Origin of the sequence: Methyloglobulus sp. (assembly GCF_040079455.1) — a bacterium.
In the GTDB taxonomy this organism is placed as follows: Bacteria; Pseudomonadota; Gammaproteobacteria; order Methylococcales; family Methylomonadaceae; genus Methyloglobulus.
Window position 1 is genome coordinate 1 of sequence record NZ_JBEBKJ010000033.1, and the last position, 21,099, is coordinate 21,099.

Here is a 21,099-nt window from a genome sequence, read left to right on the forward strand (position 1 = left end):
CAATAGAAACATTATTAATTTATGAAAACCCTTACAATCTGGATTTAATTTCTGATTACAGAAATAATCTCCAGCAAAAAACAAACGTTTTGTTTTGTTGTTTTTTACTAAAAGTAAATAGCTACAAAAGATAAGGGATAAGAATAAAAATACAAAAACTTGAGCTTCGGCAAGTGTTGTAATATTTAAAATGAAAGAAACAGCTAGGGGATGTGCTTGAACATCTTCTACAAAGGGATCAGCTATGGCTGGGATTAAAAATATAGATAGAATTGTAAGCCAAAAAATAGCAGAGGGACTATATCTTTGCAAATCAAACTTAAGCAGAAAAATACAATAGATTATATTAACAATTAGCACCGAATAATAAAAGGCTAACATAATTTTTTTCTAAAAATAGAATAACTAAATTCCTGTATATTTTTTTCAGATATACCTTTTTTGCGCTCTGAATTAAATATGTCTGCTATTTTTGATAGAAGTTCGCTTTCAGAATCCGAAACATTAATCAAATTTGTTCCTGGATATCTATAGCATACATCGGTTGCCATGGCGGTAGTGCCTAAATTTATTGCATCAGCAACAGCTATGCCAAAACTATCCTCGGAATTTAGCCGCAAATACAAATCTGCTGTAGATAAAAGATAATTAAAGTCATCTTCACTTAAGGATTCGCAAATAATTACATTTGAAAATAGAGAAGCTTTTCTCCTTATTTCCTCTATTAATTCGCCGTTCCCATATAGGCAGCAGATGAGAAGATCCTCTGTTCTATATTGCATAAGCTCTATTGCCATTAAGTGGTTGTATATTGCTGTAGGATAACCAGAGCACACAAAAATTTTTTCGAATCCGGCTATTAACCTAGAGATTTTAATAACAAATTCCGGTGTTGGTGCGGGTGGCATCGGGGGAACATAAGGGCTTGATAGTTTAATCCGATCTATAGCCAAAATATGGCTATACCATTTAAAATGTCGGTCATTTAACGCCAATACAAAATCCACTTTTAAACGAAGCACCCATATTATCCATATTGGCACGTGATCGCCCAAATTACCATGATGTAGGGTGAGCAACCATTTTGATTTCCCTTTCGGTAAGATCGCCAACAAAGCTAAAGAACGAGGCCTTGAAAAATTGAAGTGAATATAATCAGCACTCCCAAAGAGACAAAAAAAAACAACCGGACTAACGTTATAGTTTTTTGTTTATGACAAATATAATTGCCGAGAAATTCTTTAGGAACTGACTTTGATTTTGAGGGATATAAATCGAAAAGCCAGTGTACACATTTTTCTTTTTTTATCAATCTTTTAATAAATGTTGTAATACCCCCTATAGGCTCCGGTAAGCCGCCTACAACAGCTATTTTTTTGGGGTTAATAAGGGTCATGTGGTTTTGATTAGCCTATATGTTGATATTGCATGGATAAAATAAAAAATAATCATAGTTGCACAGTGGTAAAGAATATAACTTTCGAAAGTAAACCGTAACAAATAAAAACTAAATACAATAAACGGCAATACTACTACAAAGATGAATCGGCATATTTCAAGCATAAAATTAATCTTCTCATAACCCCAAATACTCATCAAATTGGTTAATGGTTGACAGCAAGTGTCTACAATGAAAAGGCATAAGACCAAATATGCAATTTTGCCAGCGCTTACCCATTCAGAGCCAAAAACAAAAGTTAATATAATTTCGCCATAAAACCACAAGACCATTACCAAAATGAAACTCAGTGTGCTTAAACCCAATGCAATCTTAAATATTTTACCACCATTGCGAGATAGCCATTGGACGGCAAATGATCGATCAGAAAATTCAGCTGTGCAAATATTTAACAGCGCCCGCCTCACCACCGACAATGGGGCTGAAAAGATTTGTGCACACAAAAAATAATATCCCGCTAACTTAGTACCATAATTCACCGTGATTAAAAAAGTGGGGATTAGTGGCGCAGAATAAAGCATTACAGTTGAAAGGGAATTAATTATCGCAAAACGCCATTCTTTACGCAGCACCAGTAAACCAGCAACCAAATCGGCTTTTTTATAGAGGGTTGAATTTTTTCTAAACAACATAATCGACGCAATTATTTGCGACGAACAAACGCCGATCAATAGACCGTCTGAAACTTCTTTGAGACCAAGTATGAGGCTGATAGCAACTTGAAGAAAAACTTGCCATACACGAACACGCGAATACGTTGCGTAGTCTTTACTTGTTATAATCCATTGTGTTGCCAAATTAAAAACCCCAGCCACTATACAAATCGCCCAAATCCTTAAGCTAATAGCATGATTAATTGCATTAACTTCTGAATAAAAGAAAACGGCAATACCCAATATCAGCGCGCTAGTAAATACAGCAAGCAAACCTGATACCTTGTGTGAACGTATATCGCTCGTAAAACGAAAGCCTAGAATATCCATGCGTAGCGCAGCAACCACGGCATATAATGAAGCAATAGAAACTACGACTCCATATTGACCATATATCGACGGGCCATATAAGCGAGTTAACAGAGGGGCAAAAATAATAAGCAAAAGTTGCGCAACAGCAGCCCACCCAGTTAGCTTGAAAAATTTGACTAACATTTTATGAGGCTAGGTGATAAGAATTAGGAAAAAACAAAACTTAATTACTTCGCTAAAACCAGCAAAGACCAGCCACCAAATACCCTGGTGGCAATTTCGGGGCTTATAATGGACATTGCACGCCTTGGAATTGCGGCAACTTTCGCCTTTGCACTACTTGCCAATTCAATGGCATGAGGGGTTAAAGTGTAGTCAAGTACCTCAAGCCCAGCCCATTTAAGTGCACACATTGCACTTTCCTTATTGAAGAAATGGATATGCCCATTTTTAGCGTTAGCGCCACTGAAGAGGTTTGGTCTCAAAACCCATCTTAAGTTTATTTCTAATGGAATATGGAATATTTTATTTTCAGATAGATTTTTCATCTCTTTCATTAAGGTGAAATAATCTTCAATATGTTCAATAACATCGAGTGCCATTGTTAGATCATATGAATTGTTGCTTGAAGCGGGATCGACAGAAATAAAGGTGATCTTGTTGCCAAACATTTTTTTGCCTTCATGAATGGCCTGTGGCGAAACATCATAACCTGTCAAATTAGCATGGGAGTATATTTTACTCATTTCAAACAACACCCCACCTACACCACAACCAATGTCAAGGATATTATTAGGTATAATTGAGTTGCGTCGGAGTAGCTGAGCTACATACCGAGCCTTAAAGGATGAATGCTCTAAATCCCATGTTGGATTATTCTTATAATAAGTTCCATCTGTGTAAATTGACATCTCTTCCTACCTGCTAGTGTTCAAGAAAAATTGTAATGGTAAATGGAACAAAATTTTCCAATGTCCCATTGTTGGGTTAGCAATCAAGCCAGCAATCGCTTCGTTAGGTATAGCGATTGCCCATATAGATACCGTAATCAGCAAATGGTACTGACAATCGTTGTGCATTAATAAATAAACCAAGCAAGGATTGAGGGCTGCTACTATGGGGAGACTTTGCTTGGGCTAAAATGATACCGTTACAAGGGGAATGTGAAGGCTAAAACCAGTGTTGGGTATTACTTTACTTTGCACCACTCAAGTTCCCAGCAATAAAGTCCGCTTCACTTTCCATTAAGAAAGGGTTCATCGGTAAGCTGATGACTTCTTGAGCGGCTGTTTCTGCAATTTGAAAATCACCTTCTTTGTAGTTTAAATATTCAAAACATTCCTGTAAGTGCAACGGCTTCGGATAATGAACCGCTGTTGGTATCCCTACTTTTTGAAGCTTTTCTTGCAAAGCATTTCGGTACGGGGTACGCAGTGTATATTGCGCCCAAACGCTGGTGCGGTCAGTTTTTATTTCCGGTAAGGTAAGTTCCACACTATTTGATAATTTGTGGTTGTACGACTGCGCCACCCGTTGTCGCAGTTGAATTTCTTTTTTGTAATGTTTTATTTTGGCTAACAAAACAGCGGCTTGTAGGGTATCTAGTCGTCCACCTATGCCGATATATTTATGGTGATAACGCTGCCCCTGTCCATGCACACGCAGCATACGCATTTTTTCGGCCAACCCGTCATCACTGGTGAATACAGCACCGCCGTCTCCGTAGCACCCCAAGGGTTTTGCAGGGAAAAAACTGGTGCAGCTTATATCACCCAATGCGCTGTCAGATTTGCCTTGGTAAGTCGCACCAAAGCTTTGTGCGCCGTCGATGATGACCTTGAGTTCATGTTTGTCGGCGAGAGCCTTTATTTCATCCATGTCAGCCGGTTGTCCGTAAAGCGAAACCGGAATAATGGCCTTGGTTTTTGGGGTGATTGCCGCTTCGATTTTACTTGGATCAATGTTGTAAGTATCTGCCTGTATATCGACAAACACAGGCGTGGCCTTCATTAAGGCGATGGTTTCCGCCGTCGCTATAAAGGTAAACGGCGTAGTAATAACTTCGTCCCCGGGTTGAATATCTAGTGCCATCATGGCAAGCAGCAGTGCATCCGTGCCGCTGGAACAAACGATTGCATGTTTGGCTTCCGTAAATGTCTCAAGTTCTCGCTCCAACAGATCACATTCTTCACCCAGGATGTAGTTTGATTTGTTTAATACCGCATGTATTGCACTATCAATTTCATTTTTGTAAAGTTGGTATTGGTACTGAAGGTTTGCGAAGTCTATTTTCATTTGGCAATGCTAATTCGTATTTGTTAGTCGGTGATTTTTGGACGCATCCAGATACTCTTACCGTGTGGGTGCGGAGACTTACTGATGTAATTGTGTTTCAAATATTTGAAATTTCAAACAAATATTCACCATAAGCAGTTTTTGCCAGCGCTTCGGCGCGTTTGACCAATTCTTCACGGCTTAACCAGCCACGCTGAAACGCAATCTCCTCCAGGCACGCGATTTTAAAACCTTGCCGATGTTCAACGGTTTGCACAAACTGCCCGGCTTCAATCAAGCTATCGTGTGTTCCGGTATCCAACCAGGCAAAGCCACGGCCTAAGATTTCGACATTTAATTGTTGTTGTTGCAGATAGACATCATTAACGGCGGTTATTTCTAATTCACCACGGTGAGAGGGTTTTATTTTCTTTGCTATATCAACGACTTGATTATCATAAAAGTACAGTCCAGTCACCGCATAGTTTGATTTCGGTTGCGCGGGTTTTTCTTCGATGGAAATTGCCTTGTTGTTTTCGTCAAATTCAACCACGCCAAAGCGTTCGGCATCTTTGACCTTGTAGCCAAATACGGTTGCGCCACTCGCAAGGCTCATCGCATGTTTTAAATTATCAGAAAAATGTTGCCCAAAGAAGATGTTATCGCCCAATACCAGGCAACTATTGCTGTCGCCGATAAACTTTTCGCCAATCAAGAAGGCTTGGGCAAGGCCTTCCGGTTTGGGTTGCACGGCATACTCGATCTTTATGCCAAAGTCCGAACCATCGCCGAGCAAATTTTTGAAACTGAGCTGGTCTTCGGGCGTGGTTATAATAAGGGTTTCCCGTATCCCTGCCAACATCAGCACAGATAAAGGGTAATAAATCATGGGTTTATCGTAAACTGGCAACAATTGTTTCGATACCGCCTTGGTGATCGGGTGTAGCCTTGTACCAGCACCGCCAGCGAGAATTATGCCTTTCCAGTTCATTTTTAGTCTCCTAGTCCAAGCCGTTCGCGGCGGTAACTACCATCCTGGACGTGGCGGCACCACTCCATATTATCCAAATACCACTGCACGGTTTTCTTCAAGCCGGTTTCAAAGGTTTCTTTTGGTGTCCAACCAAGTTCTTCGGCAATTTTACCGGCATCAATCGCATAACGTAGGTCGTGTCCTGGGCGGTCTTTAACAAAGGTAATCAAATCCTGGTAATTAGCCAAGCCACTGGGTTTCTCAGGATGCAATTCCTCAAGGATGTTGCAGATAGTCCTGACCACGGCGATGTTTTCTTTCTCATTATGTCCACCAATATTATAGGTTTCGCCTATCTTGCCTGTTTCTACGACGGTGAGCAGCGCCCTGGCGTGATCGTCTACAAACAGCCAGTCACGGATTTGCTTACCATCTCCGTAAACGGGTAAAGTTTTGCCATCAAGCGCGTTGAGTATGACCAGCGGGATTAACTTCTCAGGAAAATGATAAGGCCCATAGTTGTTGGAGCAGTTGGTCACTACAACCGGAAGTCCGTAAGTTCGATGCCAAGCGCGGACAATATGGTCGGAGCTGGCTTTGGAAGCTGAATAGGGTGAGCTAGGCGCGTACGAAGTTTCTTCGGTGAACAACGAAGTATCGTCCGGCAAATCACCGTATACCTCATCAGTAGAGATATGATGAAAGCGAAAGTTGGCTTTTTTATCGCCCGTCAGAGCTTGCCAATAGTTACGCGCCGCCTCAATCAGAATATAAGTGCCGACGATATTGGTTTCTATAAAGGCTGCCGGGCCATCAATCGAACGGTCAACATGGGATTCCGCAGCCAAGTGCATAATGGCATCGGGCTGGTGCTGTTGCAACACAGCATTAACTTTCGCCGCATCGCAAATATCGACTTGCTCAAAATCGTAACGTGGGCTAGCTTCTACCGATTTGAGTGATTCAAGATTGCCCGCATAAGTCAGTTTGTCTAAGTTGACCACGCTATGTTCGGTGTTGCCAAGCACATAGCGGATAAGCGCAGAACCGATAAATCCGGCACCGCCGGTGATTAATATTTTCATGGATGGAGTTTTTTCACTGCCAGATTATGAGCTAACAGCAATCGTCTACTTGAATTTGAAAGCAACAAGAAGCGCACTCGATTAACTTGCTTCTTGCATGCAAAGCCTGAGCGCATTATCCCATGACGGCATGGTTAAACCAAACTGTTGTTCCAAACGATTGGTGGCTAACCTGGAATTTGCTGGGCGTTGTGCAGGTAGCGGATAGTTACTTGTCGGAATTGGAAGAATTGCCCGGATTTTTAATGCTATCTTTTCTTGCTCGTGGACAATATCGACAATTTTTTCGGCAAAGCTATGCCATGAGGTATCACCGATTGAGGTTAAATGATATAAACTTGAATTAAAGCTATTATCTCGCCGTTCCGTCATCGCTTGCCGCACAATGTGCGCTGTTGTCTCGGCTATTAAACGTGCCCAAGTGGGCGAGCCGATTTGGTCAACAACAATCTTTAGCTCTTCACGCTCAGCCGCCAAGCGTAGAATGGTTTTCAAAAAATTATTGCCTCTAGCGGCATACACCCATGAAGTACGCAGTATAAGGTAATCGCCTGCTACTGACTGAATGACTTGTTCACCTGCCAACTTACTCTGTCCATAAGTATTGATGGGATTGGGGCTATCGGTTTCCGTATAAGGGGTGCTTTTAGTTCCGTCGAAAACATAGTCGGTGGAGTAATGAACCAATAATGCACCTATTTTCTTGGCTTCCTCGGCCAAAACCCCCGGTGCTTCGGCATTGATCAAAAAAGCCAGTGCTTGTTCCGTCTCGGCTTTATCGACCGCCGTGTAGGCTGCTGGATTGACGATGACATCGGGCTTATGATGTTGGATGACAGCTATTAGCGACGTTAGATCGGCAAGGTCGGCTTGGGTACGATTGACTGCTATTACTTCGCCTAACGGCAATAAGGTTCTAGCTAACTCCCATCCCACCTGTCCGGTAGCCCCCGTGAGCAGAATTTTCATAAAAACACCTCGGCATCACATAACAATTGCCCAGCGATATCTTTATTTGACAGTATGGGTTCGCCCTGCAACGGCCATTGGATGCCGATAGCGGGATCATTCCAGAGGATGCTACGTTCGTATTCCGGTGCCCAATAGTCCGTGGTTTTATAGAGGAATTCAGCTGTTTCGCTAGTGACGATGAACCCATGTGCAAAGCCTTCCGGTATCCAAAGTTGGCGTTTGTTATCGGCTGAGAGCATCACGCCGACCCACTGACCAAACGTCTGCGAATGTTTGCGAATATCAACTGCGACATCAAAGACTTCACCGGCGACTACTCGCACCAACTTACCCTGCGGCTGCTGTATTTGGTAATGCAGGCCCCGCAATACATTCTTTGCTGATTTGGAATGGTTATCCTGAACAAAATTTGCTTTTATGCCGATCTGCTCGGCAAAGTTTCTGGCATTAAAGCTCTCATAAAAAAAGCCCCGCTCGTCACCAAAAACTTTGGGTTCTAAAATTAGTACATCGGGTATGGCTGTTGTTTGTATTGGCATAATGTTATAAGGCTGAACGCCTGCTTCCTGGGGTGGAGGGTTTTTTAGTTTTTAGAGATTCCCTTACACATTGCTTTAAGGGGATCTCTAATAATCCCCTCTCCCTCTGGGAGAGGGCTAGGGTTAGGGGAATAACCACTTGATTTTAAAGCCCTCATCCCAACCTTCTCGGCAATAGCTCCTGCATTGCCCTACTACCTACATCCATGCAGGCATCCCAAAGGGAGAAGGGGCTTTTTGAATTTTTAGAGGTTACCTTAAGTAAAAAGGGGTTTTCAACATGCCTATTAGACGGTGGCTCCTTCGTTTTGCTCTTTTACTTTAGCCATGAATTCGTAAAAAAATGCTGCAACTACACCCAGAAAAACACCCAGTAAAGTCGAGATCAATACAATCAGCAGCGAACTTATTCCTACTGGCTTATCCGACATTAATACGGGAACAATCGCCTTAGTCTTGTTTACGCTGAGCAATTGGTTTTTGATCTGGCCAATGGCATTTTCTTGTTCATTTTGTAGTCGGACATTATTCTTTTCGGCTATATCAAGTTCGTCTAGATCTTGGTTGATACCAATTGTTAAGCGTTGCTCCAAACCATCAATTAATTCCTGATTTTTTTTGATTTCGTTATCAACCTGTAATGCTAACATGGCACCTACCGCATTGCCGGACTTAATCTTTCCCCTGTTTTTAAGTGTACTTACCAACATTGCCTTCTTTTCTTTGAGCTGACTAGAAAGTAACTCTGATGTTTGGAAAAGTCTTTGTCTTTTGGATGCGATGTATTTTACTTCATCTCTGCTGCTTTTTAATGCATTTTCGGCTGAAGCTAATTTTACCTGTAAGTTCTTCGTTGTCAGACCTGTGATTAACGAGTGATCGGCCTTTATTTTTTCTACCACTTCATCGACTAAAGATTTGCACACTTGTTCATCAGTTGGCTTACAAGACGTTTTAAGTAAAAGAATATTGGCATTCTTAGGAACGCTCGCAACGATCTCATGTCCGGTTGCATTGTCAGTATTTTTTTGTATAGACTGCGCCAAAACAAAAGGGATGTAGGCTGCTTTTATTTTTTCTAAAACATCCTGAGTCATTTCAATGGGAATGGGCATTCCTTTGGCATCGTTATGTAGACTGCCAATCTGCACAACTGCTGAGACATCATGTCTTGTCTGTCTCAGTAAAGAAAAAGCACTACTTAGCAGCAAGCAAGCAAGTGCGACGCGAAAGATAATTTGCTTTTGCCTGACCAATATCTGGAAAATATCAATCAAATTGATTTCATCTTCTTGTTGATGCTGGGGATGGTAATGATCGCTGAGATAAAGCAGATTTGCACTTTGTCTATTGCTCATAATTCATTCTCTTAATCTAACTGAACCCTAAGTGTAGATCAATATGTATTAAAGTAATGTTACAACGTCCCAGTTGAAGTAAATAAATTTCGTTAGGGGACTTTTAAAAGTACAAGAATCACCTTCTGCCTTTGGGCATAGGTATCTACACAAGTATCCGCCCTTCTTCCTTGAGGGGCGACCGCCAGGGATGGCGGAAGTGCGGCAGCAGGTATGGAGCCTGCGCCGTTAAGGCCGGGATGAGGGGGTTAGTGATTTTGCAACCGATTGTTTTTGTTATATTGAAAAGTTGTGTGGATACTTATGCCCTTTGGGACGACTCCACGAAACCAGGGAGTAGGTGATTATTAGACGTTCCCCTTAGCTAGTCGTTTCAGATGCAAGCTGAGTTTTTGTTTTTTCGATAAAATCCCACATTAATGCAGTAAAAATTCCCAAAATAAGCCCTGCCAAGATAGATGCAATGATTATTAATTTTGTATCTATGCCCACGGGTTCAATCGATTTTTCAACGGGATATAAAAGCTTGGTATCCTGTATTAAATTGAACTCTGATTCGTTGCTAGCTATTTGAGATAATAAGGAAAATTTCTCGCTACTGATTTGATGCTGTTGCTGGGATAATTCCGTCATAACCAAGGCTGTTGTACCGCTATTATTAATCGGAGATGCCTTAAAAGCCTTATCAAACCCTTCAATTCTCTTACTAAGCTCTTTCTCATTATCCGCTAATAATGCCAAGCGATTTTTTGAACCTTCTAACTGCTCTAGCAATACCGTCCTAGTTTTTTTAATGGTGTCACTGTGGTTGTCAATTAATTTAGTGCTAATTTTGTTGATCAATTGTATGTAAAGTGGCGCTTGTTTCTCTGAACATTTGCTGCCAATAACTAAAATTTCGCTGTCTTTTGGTATAGAGACATTGATTTTAATATTTTTTGCCTGTTCAGGGTTCGTACGATAAAAATCATTCAATACAGAATTTATATAGAGTTCTTTCAGCTTGCTAGCGGCATTTTTTACCGTATCGACGGGTTTCTCGGAATTACCCGCAAACAGAGAGCCAATTTGAATTGCTGTCGAGTAGGAATAGATTTCAGGTCTTAAAACAGCGTAGGTGCTGCTCAGTAAAGTAATAAGAAGGCTAATTGTGATAATCATCTTCTTTCTTTTTACCAGAATACGCCAGATATCTAACAAGTTTATTTCGTCGTCTTGTAGGTGGTTGAAGGTTGTTGGGTAGCTATACTGCGACGCAGAAACAGAACTGACACTCTGTTTATTTTCATTACAATCCATTTACTATATAACCTATATTATCTTTGTTTGGGTTGGGCAATGTTATCAACATCATTATGTTAATTTCCTTAAACTCAATGAAATGTTTCATGACTCTATGCTAGTAGCCTATCATGCTTGCGCTGTTTTTCGATTCGTTTAAGATGGGCTAATGCAAAACACTACTTCTTTTAATCAGCAAATTTTCAGCGGTTTTTCTACCCAAGATAGTGAACAGATCGAGCGCGCCGTGGCAATTATTGCGCAAATTCCTGAAAACACGCCTTACCATCGACCGAAAGGGGTTGAAGTAGCGGCTATTTTAATGGATTTTAAGGTAGATGTGGAAACTATACTCGCGGCGATATTGAGCGATCCCCGACTTGAAGAATTGAAACCTAAACCCGACATTGCGAAACAATTCGGTAAAACCGTGGCGGCGTTGATCAAGGACATCAACTGGTTGAACAAGCTGAGTGTGTATTCCATCGAAATGGCCGAACAGCCGAATCAGGCAGAAACATTGCGCAGGATGCTGTTGTCCATGACACAGGATGTGCGTGCTGTACTGATAAAACTGGCTTACCGGATCAAGCACTTACGTATCTTGCCCAAAGAAGCTTACGAAGTCCGCCACTTCATCGCGCAAGAAACTTTAGATATTTATGCGCCGATTGCCAATCGACTAGGCATACACCAGTTCAAATGGGAGCTGGAAGATATGGCGTTTCGTTATCTGGAACCTCAAATATATCTCAAGATAGCCAAATCCTTAGCCGCCAAGCGTGATCAACGCGAAGCTTGTATTCATAACTTTATCCAACTATTGCACCAACGCTTGGGCGTTGAAATGATTAATTCCGAAATTTACGGTCGCCCCAAGCATATCTACAGCATTTGGAAAAAAATGCAGCGCAAACAATTGGATATTGACGAACTGTACGATTTGCTGGCGGTTCGGGTGATTGTCGATAACCTGACTGCCTGTTACGCCGTGCTGGGTATCGTGCATAGCAGTTGGCAATACATCCCCAAGGAATTCGACGATTACATTGCCAATCCTAAAGAAAATGGTTATCAATCCTTACATACCGTTATCCTCGACCCACAAGGTAACCGTATCGAAGTGCAAATCCGCACGAAAGAAATGCACGACTTCGCCGAAATGGGTGTTGCCGCGCACTGGTCTTACAAAGAAGGCGGCAAACATAACGTAGCAATGGACAAAAGCATTGCTTCCTTGCGTAAGTTGCTTGCAGAAAAAGACGGCGATGAAAGCCTGGACGATGACTTTAGTAACGAACTGTTCCGTGACCGGGTATATGTATTAACGCCGACCGGTAAGCTGATTGATCTGGTGAAAGGCTCAACACCGCTGGACTTTGCTTACGCCATCCACACCGAAATTGGCCATAGTTGCCGTGGTGCGAAGGTGAATGGGCGGATTTGTCCACTAACTTACACACTCAAATCCGGCGAACAAATTGAAATTCTGACCACTAAAGACATTCGCCCCAATCGCAACTGGATTGACCCCAATTTGGGTTATTTGAAATCATCCCATGCCATCAGCAAGGTTAAAAGCTGGTTTAAACATCAACAAAAAGATCAGAATATTGCGACGGGCAAGATTATTTTGGACAAAGAAATCCAACACTTAGGCTTAAAAGGCGTTCATCTCAAAGACATAGCCCAGCATTTCAAGCTGGCAGATAGCGATACCTTGCTCGAAGCGATAGGTCGTAATGACATCAATAGTCGGCAACTGGCAGCATTTTTTAAGATACCGGAATTAGAGCCGCAGCTTCCGCTGCCTGTCAAGAAAAAGCCGGAAACAAAATCCGTCGTAACCGTCGAAGGTATCGACAATGTGCTAACAACTTTCGCGCATTGTTGCACTCCCGTATTGGGCGATGACATCATCGGTTACATCTCTTACCATCGGGGTATCACGGTACACCGTAAAGATTGCGGGAACGTCCTGAATATCAGCCCAGAAAAACATGGTCAGCTGATTCCGGTGTTCTGGGGAGCTTTACAGGCTAGCCATTCAGTGCCGATTGTTATTCGCGCTTACAATGCCCGGCATTTGTTGAACAACGTCACCCAAGTGTTGACCCAAGCCAATGTCCATATCTCTAATGCTGCCCTGGAGACTAATCCTGATTTTTCCGCCGTCCTAAACCTGACGATACAGATTGAAAATACTAGACAACTAAGTTTACTGCTAAATAAAATCAGTCAACTGCCTAATATTGTTGATGTAAAACGCAAAACATAGGGGCAACCATCCTACCCATAGGCAATCTCTTGTGATTATTCAGGGGGGGCAGGAAAAATGTCTGCCACCTACAAGTAGCTATATAGTTGTAAGGCATAGATTTTTCTTGGCTTAAATCTGGTCACAATACTTCAACTGATTTTTTTAGGTTCAAGGTAGAATCACAACTACCCTACGGCTAATACTAACTTTGGATCTTTACATGTTTCAAAATAACCCAAAACGCCTGATCCTAGTTGACGGATCTTCATTTTTGTTCCGTGCTTATCACGCGATACCACCGCTTACCAGCCCAAAAGGTGTGCCTACCAATGCCATCCACGGTGTCACCAATATGCTTCGTAAGCTCATAGCGGACTATCACAGCGACTATATCACCGTGGTTTTCGATGCACCAGGCAAAACTTTCCGAAATGAGCTTTACGACCAATACAAAGCGCACAGGCCACCGATGCCGGACGATTTGAGGGTACAAATCGAACCATTGCATCAAATCATACGGGCTATGGGTTTGCCTTTGATTATTGAGTCTGGCATCGAAGCCGATGATGTCATGGGAGTATTGGCGAAACAAGCGGAACAGCAGGGCTATGAAATCATCATCTCTACAGGCGACAAAGACATGGCGCAGATGGTCAACGAGAACATTATCCTCGAAAACACGATGTCCAATACCCGCATGGATATTCAAGGTGTTATCGACAAATTCGGTGTTCGTCCTGACCAAATCATCGATTATCTGGCTTTGGTGGGCGATTCTGTAGACAACATTCCCGGCGTACCCAATTGCGGCCCGAAAACGGCGGCAAAATGGCTCGCACAATACGGAAGCTTAGATAATCTTATTGCCCATGCTAACGAAATTGGCGGCAAAATTGGTCAAAACTTACGCGCCAGTTTGGATCATCTGCCCTTGTCTAAACAACTGACGACGATAGTGTGCGATCTGGAATTGCCTTATTCCGTTGAAGATTGTCATCAACAACCTGCCAATACCACGGAATTAATTCGATTGCTGACTGAACTCGGTTTTACGACTTGGTTGAAGGTACTGGCGAATACGGTAGAACCCACCCAACAGACACCTGAAATTGCCAATGAGAAACCCGCTGTTGTTGAATCTAGTTATGAAACGATACTAACAGAACAACATTTTAATCAATGGCTTAAGCAACTTGAAACCGCCGAATTGTTTGCTTTTGATACCGAAACTACTAGTATTGACTACAGCAAAGCGCAAATTGTCGGCGTATCATTTGCGGTAGAAGCAGGGAAAGCGGCTTATTTACCGCTGGCGCACACTTACCATGGCGCACCTGAGCAGTTAAACCGTACTGACGTACTGGAAAAGCTAAAAGCCATCCTGGAAAATCCAAATAAAGCCAAGTTGGGACAACACCTCAAATACGATGCCCACGTCCTCGCCAATCATGGCATAACCCTACGCGGCATTGCCCACGATACGATGCTGGAATCGTACGTCTTAAACAGCACCGCCACCAAACATAACATGGATGACATTGCCAAGACGTATTTGGAGGTTAACACTATCCACTATGAAGACGTGGCGGGTAAGGGTGCAAAGCAAATCCCGTTCCAGGAAGTGGCTATTGAGCAAGCCACACCTTATGCGGCGGAAGATGCAGACATCACCTTACGAATCCACCAAACTTTGCTGCCAAAACTGCAACAAATACCCAGCTTGCATGCCTTATATATGGAGATGGAGATTCCCCTGATTCCGGTGCTCGAGCGAATCGAGAGCAATGGCGTACTGATAGACAGTGCCATGCTCGCGCAGCAAAGCCTGGAACTTGCCAGTAAAATTATCAGCTTGGAACAACATGCTCACAACTCAGCAGGACGGACGTTTAACCTCGGCTCACCCAAACAGATCCAAGAGATCCTCTACGACCAACAAAAACTGCCGGTACTGAAAAAAACGCCGACCGGACAACCTTCAACCGACGAATCCGTGCTGCAAGATTTGGCGATTGATTACGAACTTCCCCGACTGATACTGGAATACCGCAGCCTGAGTAAACTCAAATCGACTTATACCGACAAACTCCCGCAGCAAATTAATGACAAAACTGGGCGGGTGCATACCTCGTATCATCAGGCTGTCGCTGCAACTGGACGGTTATCTTCTACCGACCCTAATCTGCAAAACATCCCGATCAAAAGCGAAGAAGGCCGTAAAATCCGGCAAGCCTTTATTGCCCCGCCTGGTTACAAAATTGTCGCTGCCGATTATTCGCAAATTGAATTACGCATCATGGCGCACTTGTCGGCAGATACAGGTTTACTGAATGCTTTCAACGAAGGACTGGATGTACATCGTGCGACAGCGGCAGAAGTATTCGGTGTTGCGCCCGAGCTGGTAACCAATGACTTGCGCCGCTCGGCTAAAGCCATCAATTTCGGCTTGATCTACGGCATGTCGTCTTTTGGTCTGGCCAAGCAATTAGGGCTAGGCCGTAGCGAAGCGCAATCTTATATCGACCTGTACTTTGTCCGTTATCCGGGCGTAAAAAATTACATGGATACCATCCGTGAACTGGCGCGTGAACAAGGTTATGTTGAAACCTTATTCGGCAGGCGCTTGTACTTACCGGAAATAAAATCCAAGAACGCTGCCATGCGCCAATACGCAGAGCGCACCGCCATCAATGCGCCCATGCAGGGAACCGCCGCCGACATTATCAAACGCGCCATGATTGCCACCGACAAATGGCTAATTGCGGAAAAAGCCGATGTTAAAATGATTATGCAGGTGCATGATGAGTTGGTGTTTGAAATCGTAGAAGATAAGGTGAACAATTACACCGATGCCATCAGGTCACTAATGTGTGATGCCGCCAAACTTACTGTGCAACTGATTGTCGATATAGGGGTGGGTAATAATTGGGATGAGGCGCATTAAAGGAATGCCTTCTGCCCACACTACCGTAAGGGTAATCCCTTGAGTTACAGTGCAACCACAAAAGGGATTAAAAGGCCTCGAATTAACCTATGTGGCGTTACACAGCACGGGTAGCGTATGTGGTTTGGCAACGCAGAACGACAAATTGCCCCTGCGTTTGCAACATACAGTAAATCCTGTACTCCAGCAGGAGAGGGAGTCCGTTTCTTTTTCAACTTGTTGTTTTTATTACGTCGAAAAGTTGTGTAGATACTTATGCCCAAACGGAGGCAGGCTTTTTAGAAGCACCCATGCTTACTTCTTTTTAACAGTCTTTTTGCCCTTAACACCGCTTTTGACGACCGTCTTGCTTGCGCTATCGGGCTTAAAATAACCTTTACTTTTGCTTTTGGATGATGTGCTTAGTTGTTTGGCTTTACTTTCAGGGGTGTAATAACCCTTACTATGCGTACTTGCCTTAGCAACTTGGATGACCTTTTCTGATTTCCCTAGCTTCTTGCCTTTAGTAAGTGTTGGCATTGTTTTTTTACTGGTTTTACTTGATGCAAGCACACCTTTGGCTTTACTTTCGGTGCTGTGGGTCTTTTTGCTAGTAGTGACAGTCTTCTTACTTGACTGTGCAACATGCGACACTGTTGCAACGTGCTTAGCTATCTTTTTAGTTTTTCCAGCGATCTTAATTTTTGTAAGTACTTTCGGGCTTACGTCCTTACTACGCGAAGTAATTGTGTGTGAGGCAAGATGGCTAATGGACGTATGTTTTCTTACATAGCGGACATTATGGTTATCGTCATCATCATTAACTTCGAGGCGTCGAGATGCATAATGCGATGAAGGCCGATGTCCACACGTAAGCTGATAAGGCGGCACGCCAACCGAATATTTGCTCATCGAAGTAATGTTTTTTGAGTGATAAGTGCCGTATTCATTCGAATAACCGATGTCCATCATGGTAAACATATGTTCATAGCGTTCACCGCTGCTCATACCACCTAACACGACACCGATCAGGCGTTTACCATATTGGTTGGCAGAAGCAACCAGATTGTAGCCGGAACCGCAGGTATAGCCGGTTTTCATGCCTTCGGCACCGGGATAATTAGCGACAAACTTGTTGGTGCTGCGTAAATATCTGCCGTTGTAATAAAGGCTGTCGACAGCAAAATAGGGGTAATACTGCGGGAAGTTCTTTTGTATTTTCAATGCCAGCAGCGCCATATCGTGGGCTGTTGTGGTTTGCCAGTCGTGCGGCAATCCCGTCGCATTCATAAAGTGGCTGCCGTACATGCCAATGCTATGTGCTGTTGAAGTCATTTTTATGGCAAATTGCGATTCACTCACAGCTATTTTTTCTGCCAGCACGACGGCGGCATCATTGGCGGAGCGGGTGACGACTGCGAGTATTGCATCCTCAACGGAGATGGAATCCCATGCCCTTAAACCTAGCTTACTGGTCGGTTGATGGGCAGCATGGCTGGATATATTCATCCGGTCACTTAAACGCAGTCGTCCGGATTCCAAGGCGGAAAAAGCCATGTATAGCGTCATCAATTTTGTCAGGGAAGCTGGATACCAGGATTGATTGGCTTCCATTTCATACAGCACATCGCCGTTTTCAGCATCAATCAAAAGCGCGGCGTGACGACCATAACTTAACTGTGAAAGCAGCATCAGTCCTGTTGCTGTCAAGATGAGTAGGATATGTTTCACAGTCTTCATTTACCGTAGTTCTTAAACAGAGGGGTCATAGTCAAAAGCAATGGCTGATGATACAAAAAGTGCTAACTATAGTCGAATTTTTACTTAAAACATAAGGTAACCTCTAAAAATTCAAAAAACTCCTTCTCCCTTTGGGATGCCTACATGGATGTAGGTAGTAGGGCAATGCAGGAGCTATTGCCGAGAAGGTTGGGATGAGGGATTTAAAATTAAGCATTTACAACCCTCACCCTAGCCCTCTCCCAGAGGGAGAGGGGATTTTTAGAGATTCCCATAAAAAGTGCTTGAAGAAGTGCTTGTTTTTTTGCAGATAGTTTTTTAACTTATTGATTAAGGTCATTGTTCGATATGTTCGCCACGAACAGAATCAATGAATTACCGTTCATCCCCAGCCCTTCGATAAACTCAGGAGAGCCACATCGAAAAACTTGTTCAAAGATTTCTTTATAGAAATCTAGGTATTGCCAAATATGGATTTATTTGAAATCCTTCACGCATGTATAAGGCGGTTCGCCCTGACAAATTCCCCAGTGAGCGCCAAAACTCCCTTCATCATTCGGTTTCCATTTTTCAGAAAAAGCCTCGAATACATTACCGCCCCAGTTTTTCTTGGCCAGCTTTTTCAAGGTAGATTTAATGGCTATGATCTGATTTTTTTGTCCGGCGACACCACATTTTTGACCTGTACGAGTATTGGTTTCCGTGCCGCCTTCAGGACTATTAGGCCAACCAAATTCCGTAAGAGTCAACTCTTTGCCAGGATATGTGCGACTAATATCTTCAAGCCTGGCAATGTGGAAATCAGCCGCCTGTTCTGCTGTAGTACAAGTATGTACGCCGGCATGTTTATTTTCCCACCAAGGAAAAATATTGACTCCGATCCAATCCACTTTTGCTTCAAAGCCAGTTTTTTGGCAAGGCGTTGTCCGATTACACCATTCCCACCAGGTATCAATCGTGGTAATTGGCTGTTTTACTCCCGCTTTACTCAGGTTATCCATACATTTGACAATCTCGCCATCAAAAACATTGCCATGCCGTGTCCTAACTTCAGAGCCGCAACTTAGTTTGACAATTGTTTTGGGAAAAGCCTTGGCAACTTCAATGCCACTGGCGATGGATTGGTCATTTACTGCGATGTTCTTATCCAGCCAGATAATCGCAATTACCTTAAGTTTTCGGGCTTCCGCCGCCGCAAACGTATAGTCCAATCCATTCATCACCCCATACGTCATAATGCAGCGAAAATGGGTATCCTTCACCAGTTTATCTAACAACGTGTCGATCAACTTATGCGAAGGTTGTGAGCCATAATTTGGGTTAATATCGCCTACATAGGGGCTAAAAGCCACGCATTGCATGGCATTGCTTTCGCTGTTGTGTGCCGAGTTTTTATGATGCTTAATAGGACGGTCGGCAAATGCGCTTTCCATATTGATGACTAACAGAATATTGACTACCAATAGCGATACAAACTTCATAAAATCTCCAAAATAACCAATGAAATGAATAACGGTTAACCCGCTCTTGTCTTGTTCGCAGCATTATCTTTTTTTTATATGAACCCTACGTGAACCAGCAGCCGAGGGGTTCTGGAGTCTATGCGTTAGCCAGAATGATTATGAGAAGCGATTTTTTATTTGAACCACTAAAGTTTGGTTAGCCCCTGGATATCAAGGCAGTTGTAAATGGTCACATATCTACCAAGCAAGATATGCAACCAACAGAAGAATGCGATCAATTTATTGATCGTTTCTGACGGTGTGAAAAGGAATTACTTCCCCCCACTCTCTTTTTTGATAAGCAAATTCATCACATCAATCATTTTTTCCTGAGATCCCGCTAAAGTTCCATTGGTTCTATATTTGCCGTTAACGATTATTGCCGGAACGCCTGTGATTCCATACTTTGCAGCAAGGGTTGGTGCTTGGCGCATCTTTGAATCAATCATAAATGATTTATAAGTTTCTCGGAAATCCGCATCTTTAACGCCATGAGCGGCAAAGAATTTGGCTAATTCGTCTTCTGTTTCAAGGGTTTGTTTTTTCTCTTGGATTGCGTCAAAAAGATCGGTATGGACAGCATCAACTACGCCCAAGGCTTCAGCAACAAAATAGGCTTTAGCGTGCTTGCCCCATTGTTCGCTAAATACGGCGGGCATACGGATGAATTCGACATTTTTTGGCTTTGTTTTTAGCCATGCTGCCAACGAAGGCTCAAAACTGTAGCAATGTGGACAGCCATACCAGAAAAATTCTATAACCTCTATTTTGTCTGGATTGGTGGTAGGTTGTGCAGGGGATAGGGTTTCATAGGTTAGCTTTTCTTCTGCACTTAGCAGTGCTGAGAATGAAGCGAAAAGCACTAATATTACAATTCCAGCAAATTTCTTTATCATCGGTTTTGTCTCCAAAGGGTCAATTTATTTGTACAGCATAAATGCAACTTATGAACAGGGAATGAACCTGCTTATAATTCAGCTTAAATACTAACGCTTATTTCATGGTCGAAATGTGATAGGAAACGGCTTTGATCTCCTCATCACTCATTTTCTTTGCAATCATCACCATCATATTGTCGGCATTATTGCTGCGTGCACCGGACTTAAAGTCGGTTAGCGTTTTAATCAAATAATCGGCATGTTGAGACCGTAATGCAGGAAATGCAGCCGGTTTATTGCCTTCCCCAGCGGGGCCGTGACAGGCGATACAGGCCGATACTTCGCTGGTGAGATTACCGTTTCGGTATAGATTGCTACCGACAGCCAACAAGTCTTTCAGGGTTTCTTTAGCCTTATTTTCATCTGCTGCTTCGTCAGCATTATCATCTGGCGGTAGCGTAGGTGCAGGATTTGCTGAAATGGATTGTGCTGAATAATAAGCCGCTAGATCAAGCATATCTGCATCGCTTAAAGCCATTGCCATTGGTGCCATAACAGCATCGATACGACTTCCGTCCTTAAATGCGTGTAATTGGTTGAACAAATAGGATGAATGCTGCTGGGCAAGTTTAGGGAATGTAGGCATTGCACTATTGCCATTTTCGCCATGGCAACCGCCGCAAGAACTGGCTTTGCCCTTACCCGCCGCACTATTACCTGCGGCAACTATATCTTCAGCATGTAAAATAGGTGCTGTGCTGGATAATACCAGTGCAAATGCCGGTGTCAATAAAAGTGCCAACCAGTTTTTTTTCATCAGAGTCCCCTTCGGAATCGTGTTATGTGTATGGTAGCCTTAATGCGTGAGGCCGTTAACCGACTTAAATTTT

17 protein-coding genes are annotated in these 21,099 nt (G+C 43.0%); 2 read left to right on the top strand and 15 right to left on the bottom strand.

The genetic code is table 11. The annotated features are described in order from the left end of the window. From ABL924_RS08860 to ABL924_RS08910, 11 genes are all read right to left on the bottom strand, one after another. The coding region (locus ABL924_RS08860; protein WP_349026728.1) for a hypothetical protein at positions 1-381 on the bottom strand (381 nt) is incomplete at its 3' end. Continuing rightward, positions 375-1,112 (bottom strand): hypothetical protein, encoded by a 738-nt coding sequence (locus tag ABL924_RS08865; RefSeq protein ID WP_349026729.1) that lies wholly within the window; start codon positions 1,110-1,112, stop codon positions 375-377. The genes ABL924_RS08865 and ABL924_RS08860, both read right to left, overlap by 7 nt. 280 nt (positions 1,113-1,392) lie before the next feature. Further along, the gene (locus ABL924_RS08870) at positions 1,393-2,607 is read right to left on the bottom strand and encodes a hypothetical protein (RefSeq protein WP_349026730.1); all 1,215 of its coding nucleotides are present in this window, start codon (positions 2,605-2,607) and stop codon (positions 1,393-1,395) included. 44 nt (positions 2,608-2,651) lie between these two features. Next, the gene (locus ABL924_RS08875) at positions 2,652-3,335 is read right to left on the bottom strand and encodes a class I SAM-dependent methyltransferase (RefSeq protein ID WP_349026731.1); all 684 of its coding nucleotides are present in this window, start codon (positions 3,333-3,335) and stop codon (positions 2,652-2,654) included. A 283-nt stretch (positions 3,336-3,618) separates the two neighbouring features. Further along, positions 3,619-4,719 carry a DegT/DnrJ/EryC1/StrS family aminotransferase gene (locus tag ABL924_RS08880; protein WP_349026732.1) on the bottom strand — a complete coding sequence of 367 codons (1,101 nt, stop codon included), beginning with the start codon at positions 4,717-4,719 and terminating at the stop codon, positions 3,619-3,621. A gap of 97 nt (positions 4,720-4,816) precedes the next feature. Further along, positions 4,817-5,689, bottom strand: a complete 873-nt coding sequence (gene rfbA / locus ABL924_RS08885) for a glucose-1-phosphate thymidylyltransferase RfbA (RefSeq protein WP_349026733.1) — start codon at positions 5,687-5,689, stop codon at positions 4,817-4,819. A gap of 2 nt (positions 5,690-5,691) precedes the next feature. Continuing rightward, positions 5,692-6,756 carry a dTDP-glucose 4,6-dehydratase gene (rfbB, locus tag ABL924_RS08890; protein WP_349026734.1) on the bottom strand — a complete coding sequence of 355 codons (1,065 nt, stop codon included), beginning with the start codon at positions 6,754-6,756 and terminating at the stop codon, positions 5,692-5,694. Between the two features lie 81 nt (positions 6,757-6,837). Then, positions 6,838-7,725 (bottom strand): dTDP-4-dehydrorhamnose reductase, encoded by an 888-nt coding sequence (gene rfbD / locus ABL924_RS08895; protein ID WP_349026735.1) that lies wholly within the window; start codon positions 7,723-7,725, stop codon positions 6,838-6,840. After that, positions 7,722-8,267, bottom strand: a complete 546-nt coding sequence (rfbC, locus tag ABL924_RS08900) for a dTDP-4-dehydrorhamnose 3,5-epimerase (RefSeq protein ID WP_349026736.1) — start codon at positions 8,265-8,267, stop codon at positions 7,722-7,724. Before rfbC ends, rfbD begins: the two co-directional genes overlap by 4 nt. A 287-nt stretch (positions 8,268-8,554) precedes the next feature. After that, positions 8,555-9,625, bottom strand: coding sequence for a Wzz/FepE/Etk N-terminal domain-containing protein (locus ABL924_RS08905; RefSeq protein ID WP_349026737.1), 1,071 nt, complete (start codon positions 9,623-9,625; stop codon positions 8,555-8,557). Positions 9,626-9,985: 360 nt separating this feature from the next. After that, the gene (locus ABL924_RS08910) at positions 9,986-10,825 is read right to left on the bottom strand and encodes a Wzz/FepE/Etk N-terminal domain-containing protein (RefSeq protein WP_349026738.1); all 840 of its coding nucleotides are present in this window, start codon (positions 10,823-10,825) and stop codon (positions 9,986-9,988) included. A gap of 250 nt (positions 10,826-11,075) precedes the next feature. On the opposite strand from ABL924_RS08910, the gene ABL924_RS08915 reads away from it, so the two are divergent. Beyond that, positions 11,076-13,184 carry a bifunctional (p)ppGpp synthetase/guanosine-3',5'-bis(diphosphate) 3'-pyrophosphohydrolase gene (locus ABL924_RS08915; RefSeq protein ID WP_349026739.1) on the top strand — a complete coding sequence of 703 codons (2,109 nt, stop codon included), beginning with the start codon at positions 11,076-11,078 and terminating at the stop codon, positions 13,182-13,184. A gap of 202 nt (positions 13,185-13,386) precedes the next feature. Then, positions 13,387-16,110, top strand: coding sequence for a DNA polymerase I (gene polA, locus ABL924_RS08920; protein WP_349026740.1), 2,724 nt, complete (start codon positions 13,387-13,389; stop codon positions 16,108-16,110). A 294-nt stretch (positions 16,111-16,404) separates the two neighbouring features. On the opposite strand, the gene ABL924_RS08925 is transcribed toward polA, so the two are convergent. The 4 genes from ABL924_RS08925 to ABL924_RS08940 form a co-directional block, all read right to left on the bottom strand. Then, the gene (locus ABL924_RS08925) at positions 16,405-17,829 is read right to left on the bottom strand and encodes a D-alanyl-D-alanine carboxypeptidase family protein (protein ID WP_349026741.1); all 1,425 of its coding nucleotides are present in this window, start codon (positions 17,827-17,829) and stop codon (positions 16,405-16,407) included. A 476-nt stretch (positions 17,830-18,305) separates the two neighbouring features. Further along, positions 18,306-19,310 carry an exo-beta-1,3-glucanase gene (locus ABL924_RS08930; RefSeq protein WP_349026742.1) on the bottom strand — a complete coding sequence of 335 codons (1,005 nt, stop codon included), beginning with the start codon at positions 19,308-19,310 and terminating at the stop codon, positions 18,306-18,308. Between the two features lie 293 nt (positions 19,311-19,603). Continuing rightward, the gene (locus ABL924_RS08935; protein WP_349026743.1) at positions 19,604-20,227 is read right to left on the bottom strand and encodes a thiol:disulfide interchange protein DsbA/DsbL; all 624 of its coding nucleotides are present in this window, start codon (positions 20,225-20,227) and stop codon (positions 19,604-19,606) included. Between the two features lie 97 nt (positions 20,228-20,324). After that, positions 20,325-21,026, bottom strand: coding sequence for a c-type cytochrome (locus ABL924_RS08940; RefSeq protein ID WP_349026744.1), 702 nt, complete (start codon positions 21,024-21,026; stop codon positions 20,325-20,327). Positions 21,027-21,099: the final 73 nt, after the last annotated feature.

What these genes read in the sequence shown, in the direction of transcription:
- ABL924_RS08870 (WP_349026730.1), bottom strand. Translation starts at nt 2,607, where the DNA reads ATGTTAGTCAAATTTTTCAAGCTAACTGGGTGGGCTGCTGTTGCGCAA.
- ABL924_RS08875 (WP_349026731.1), bottom strand. Translation starts at nt 3,335, where the DNA reads ATGTCAATTTACACAGATGGAACTTATTATAAGAATAATCCAACATGG.
- ABL924_RS08880 (WP_349026732.1), bottom strand. Translation starts at nt 4,719, where the DNA reads ATGAAAATAGACTTCGCAAACCTTCAGTACCAATACCAACTTTACAAA.
- rfbA (WP_349026733.1), bottom strand. Translation starts at nt 5,689, where the DNA reads ATGAACTGGAAAGGCATAATTCTCGCTGGCGGTGCTGGTACAAGGCTA.
- rfbB (WP_349026734.1), bottom strand. Translation starts at nt 6,756, where the DNA reads ATGAAAATATTAATCACCGGCGGTGCCGGATTTATCGGTTCTGCGCTT.
- rfbD (WP_349026735.1), bottom strand. Translation starts at nt 7,725, where the DNA reads ATGAAAATTCTGCTCACGGGGGCTACCGGACAGGTGGGATGGGAGTTA.
- rfbC (WP_349026736.1), bottom strand. Translation starts at nt 8,267, where the DNA reads ATGCCAATACAAACAACAGCCATACCCGATGTACTAATTTTAGAACCC.
- ABL924_RS08905 (WP_349026737.1), bottom strand. Translation starts at nt 9,625, where the DNA reads ATGAGCAATAGACAAAGTGCAAATCTGCTTTATCTCAGCGATCATTAC.
- ABL924_RS08915 (WP_349026739.1), top strand. Translation starts at nt 11,076, where the DNA reads ATGCAAAACACTACTTCTTTTAATCAGCAAATTTTCAGCGGTTTTTCT.
- polA (WP_349026740.1), top strand. Translation starts at nt 13,387, where the DNA reads ATGTTTCAAAATAACCCAAAACGCCTGATCCTAGTTGACGGATCTTCA.
- ABL924_RS08925 (WP_349026741.1), bottom strand. Translation starts at nt 17,829, where the DNA reads ATGAAGACTGTGAAACATATCCTACTCATCTTGACAGCAACAGGACTG.
- ABL924_RS08930 (WP_349026742.1), bottom strand. Translation starts at nt 19,310, where the DNA reads ATGAAGTTTGTATCGCTATTGGTAGTCAATATTCTGTTAGTCATCAAT.
- ABL924_RS08935 (WP_349026743.1), bottom strand. Translation starts at nt 20,227, where the DNA reads ATGATAAAGAAATTTGCTGGAATTGTAATATTAGTGCTTTTCGCTTCA.
- ABL924_RS08940 (WP_349026744.1), bottom strand. Translation starts at nt 21,026, where the DNA reads ATGAAAAAAAACTGGTTGGCACTTTTATTGACACCGGCATTTGCACTG.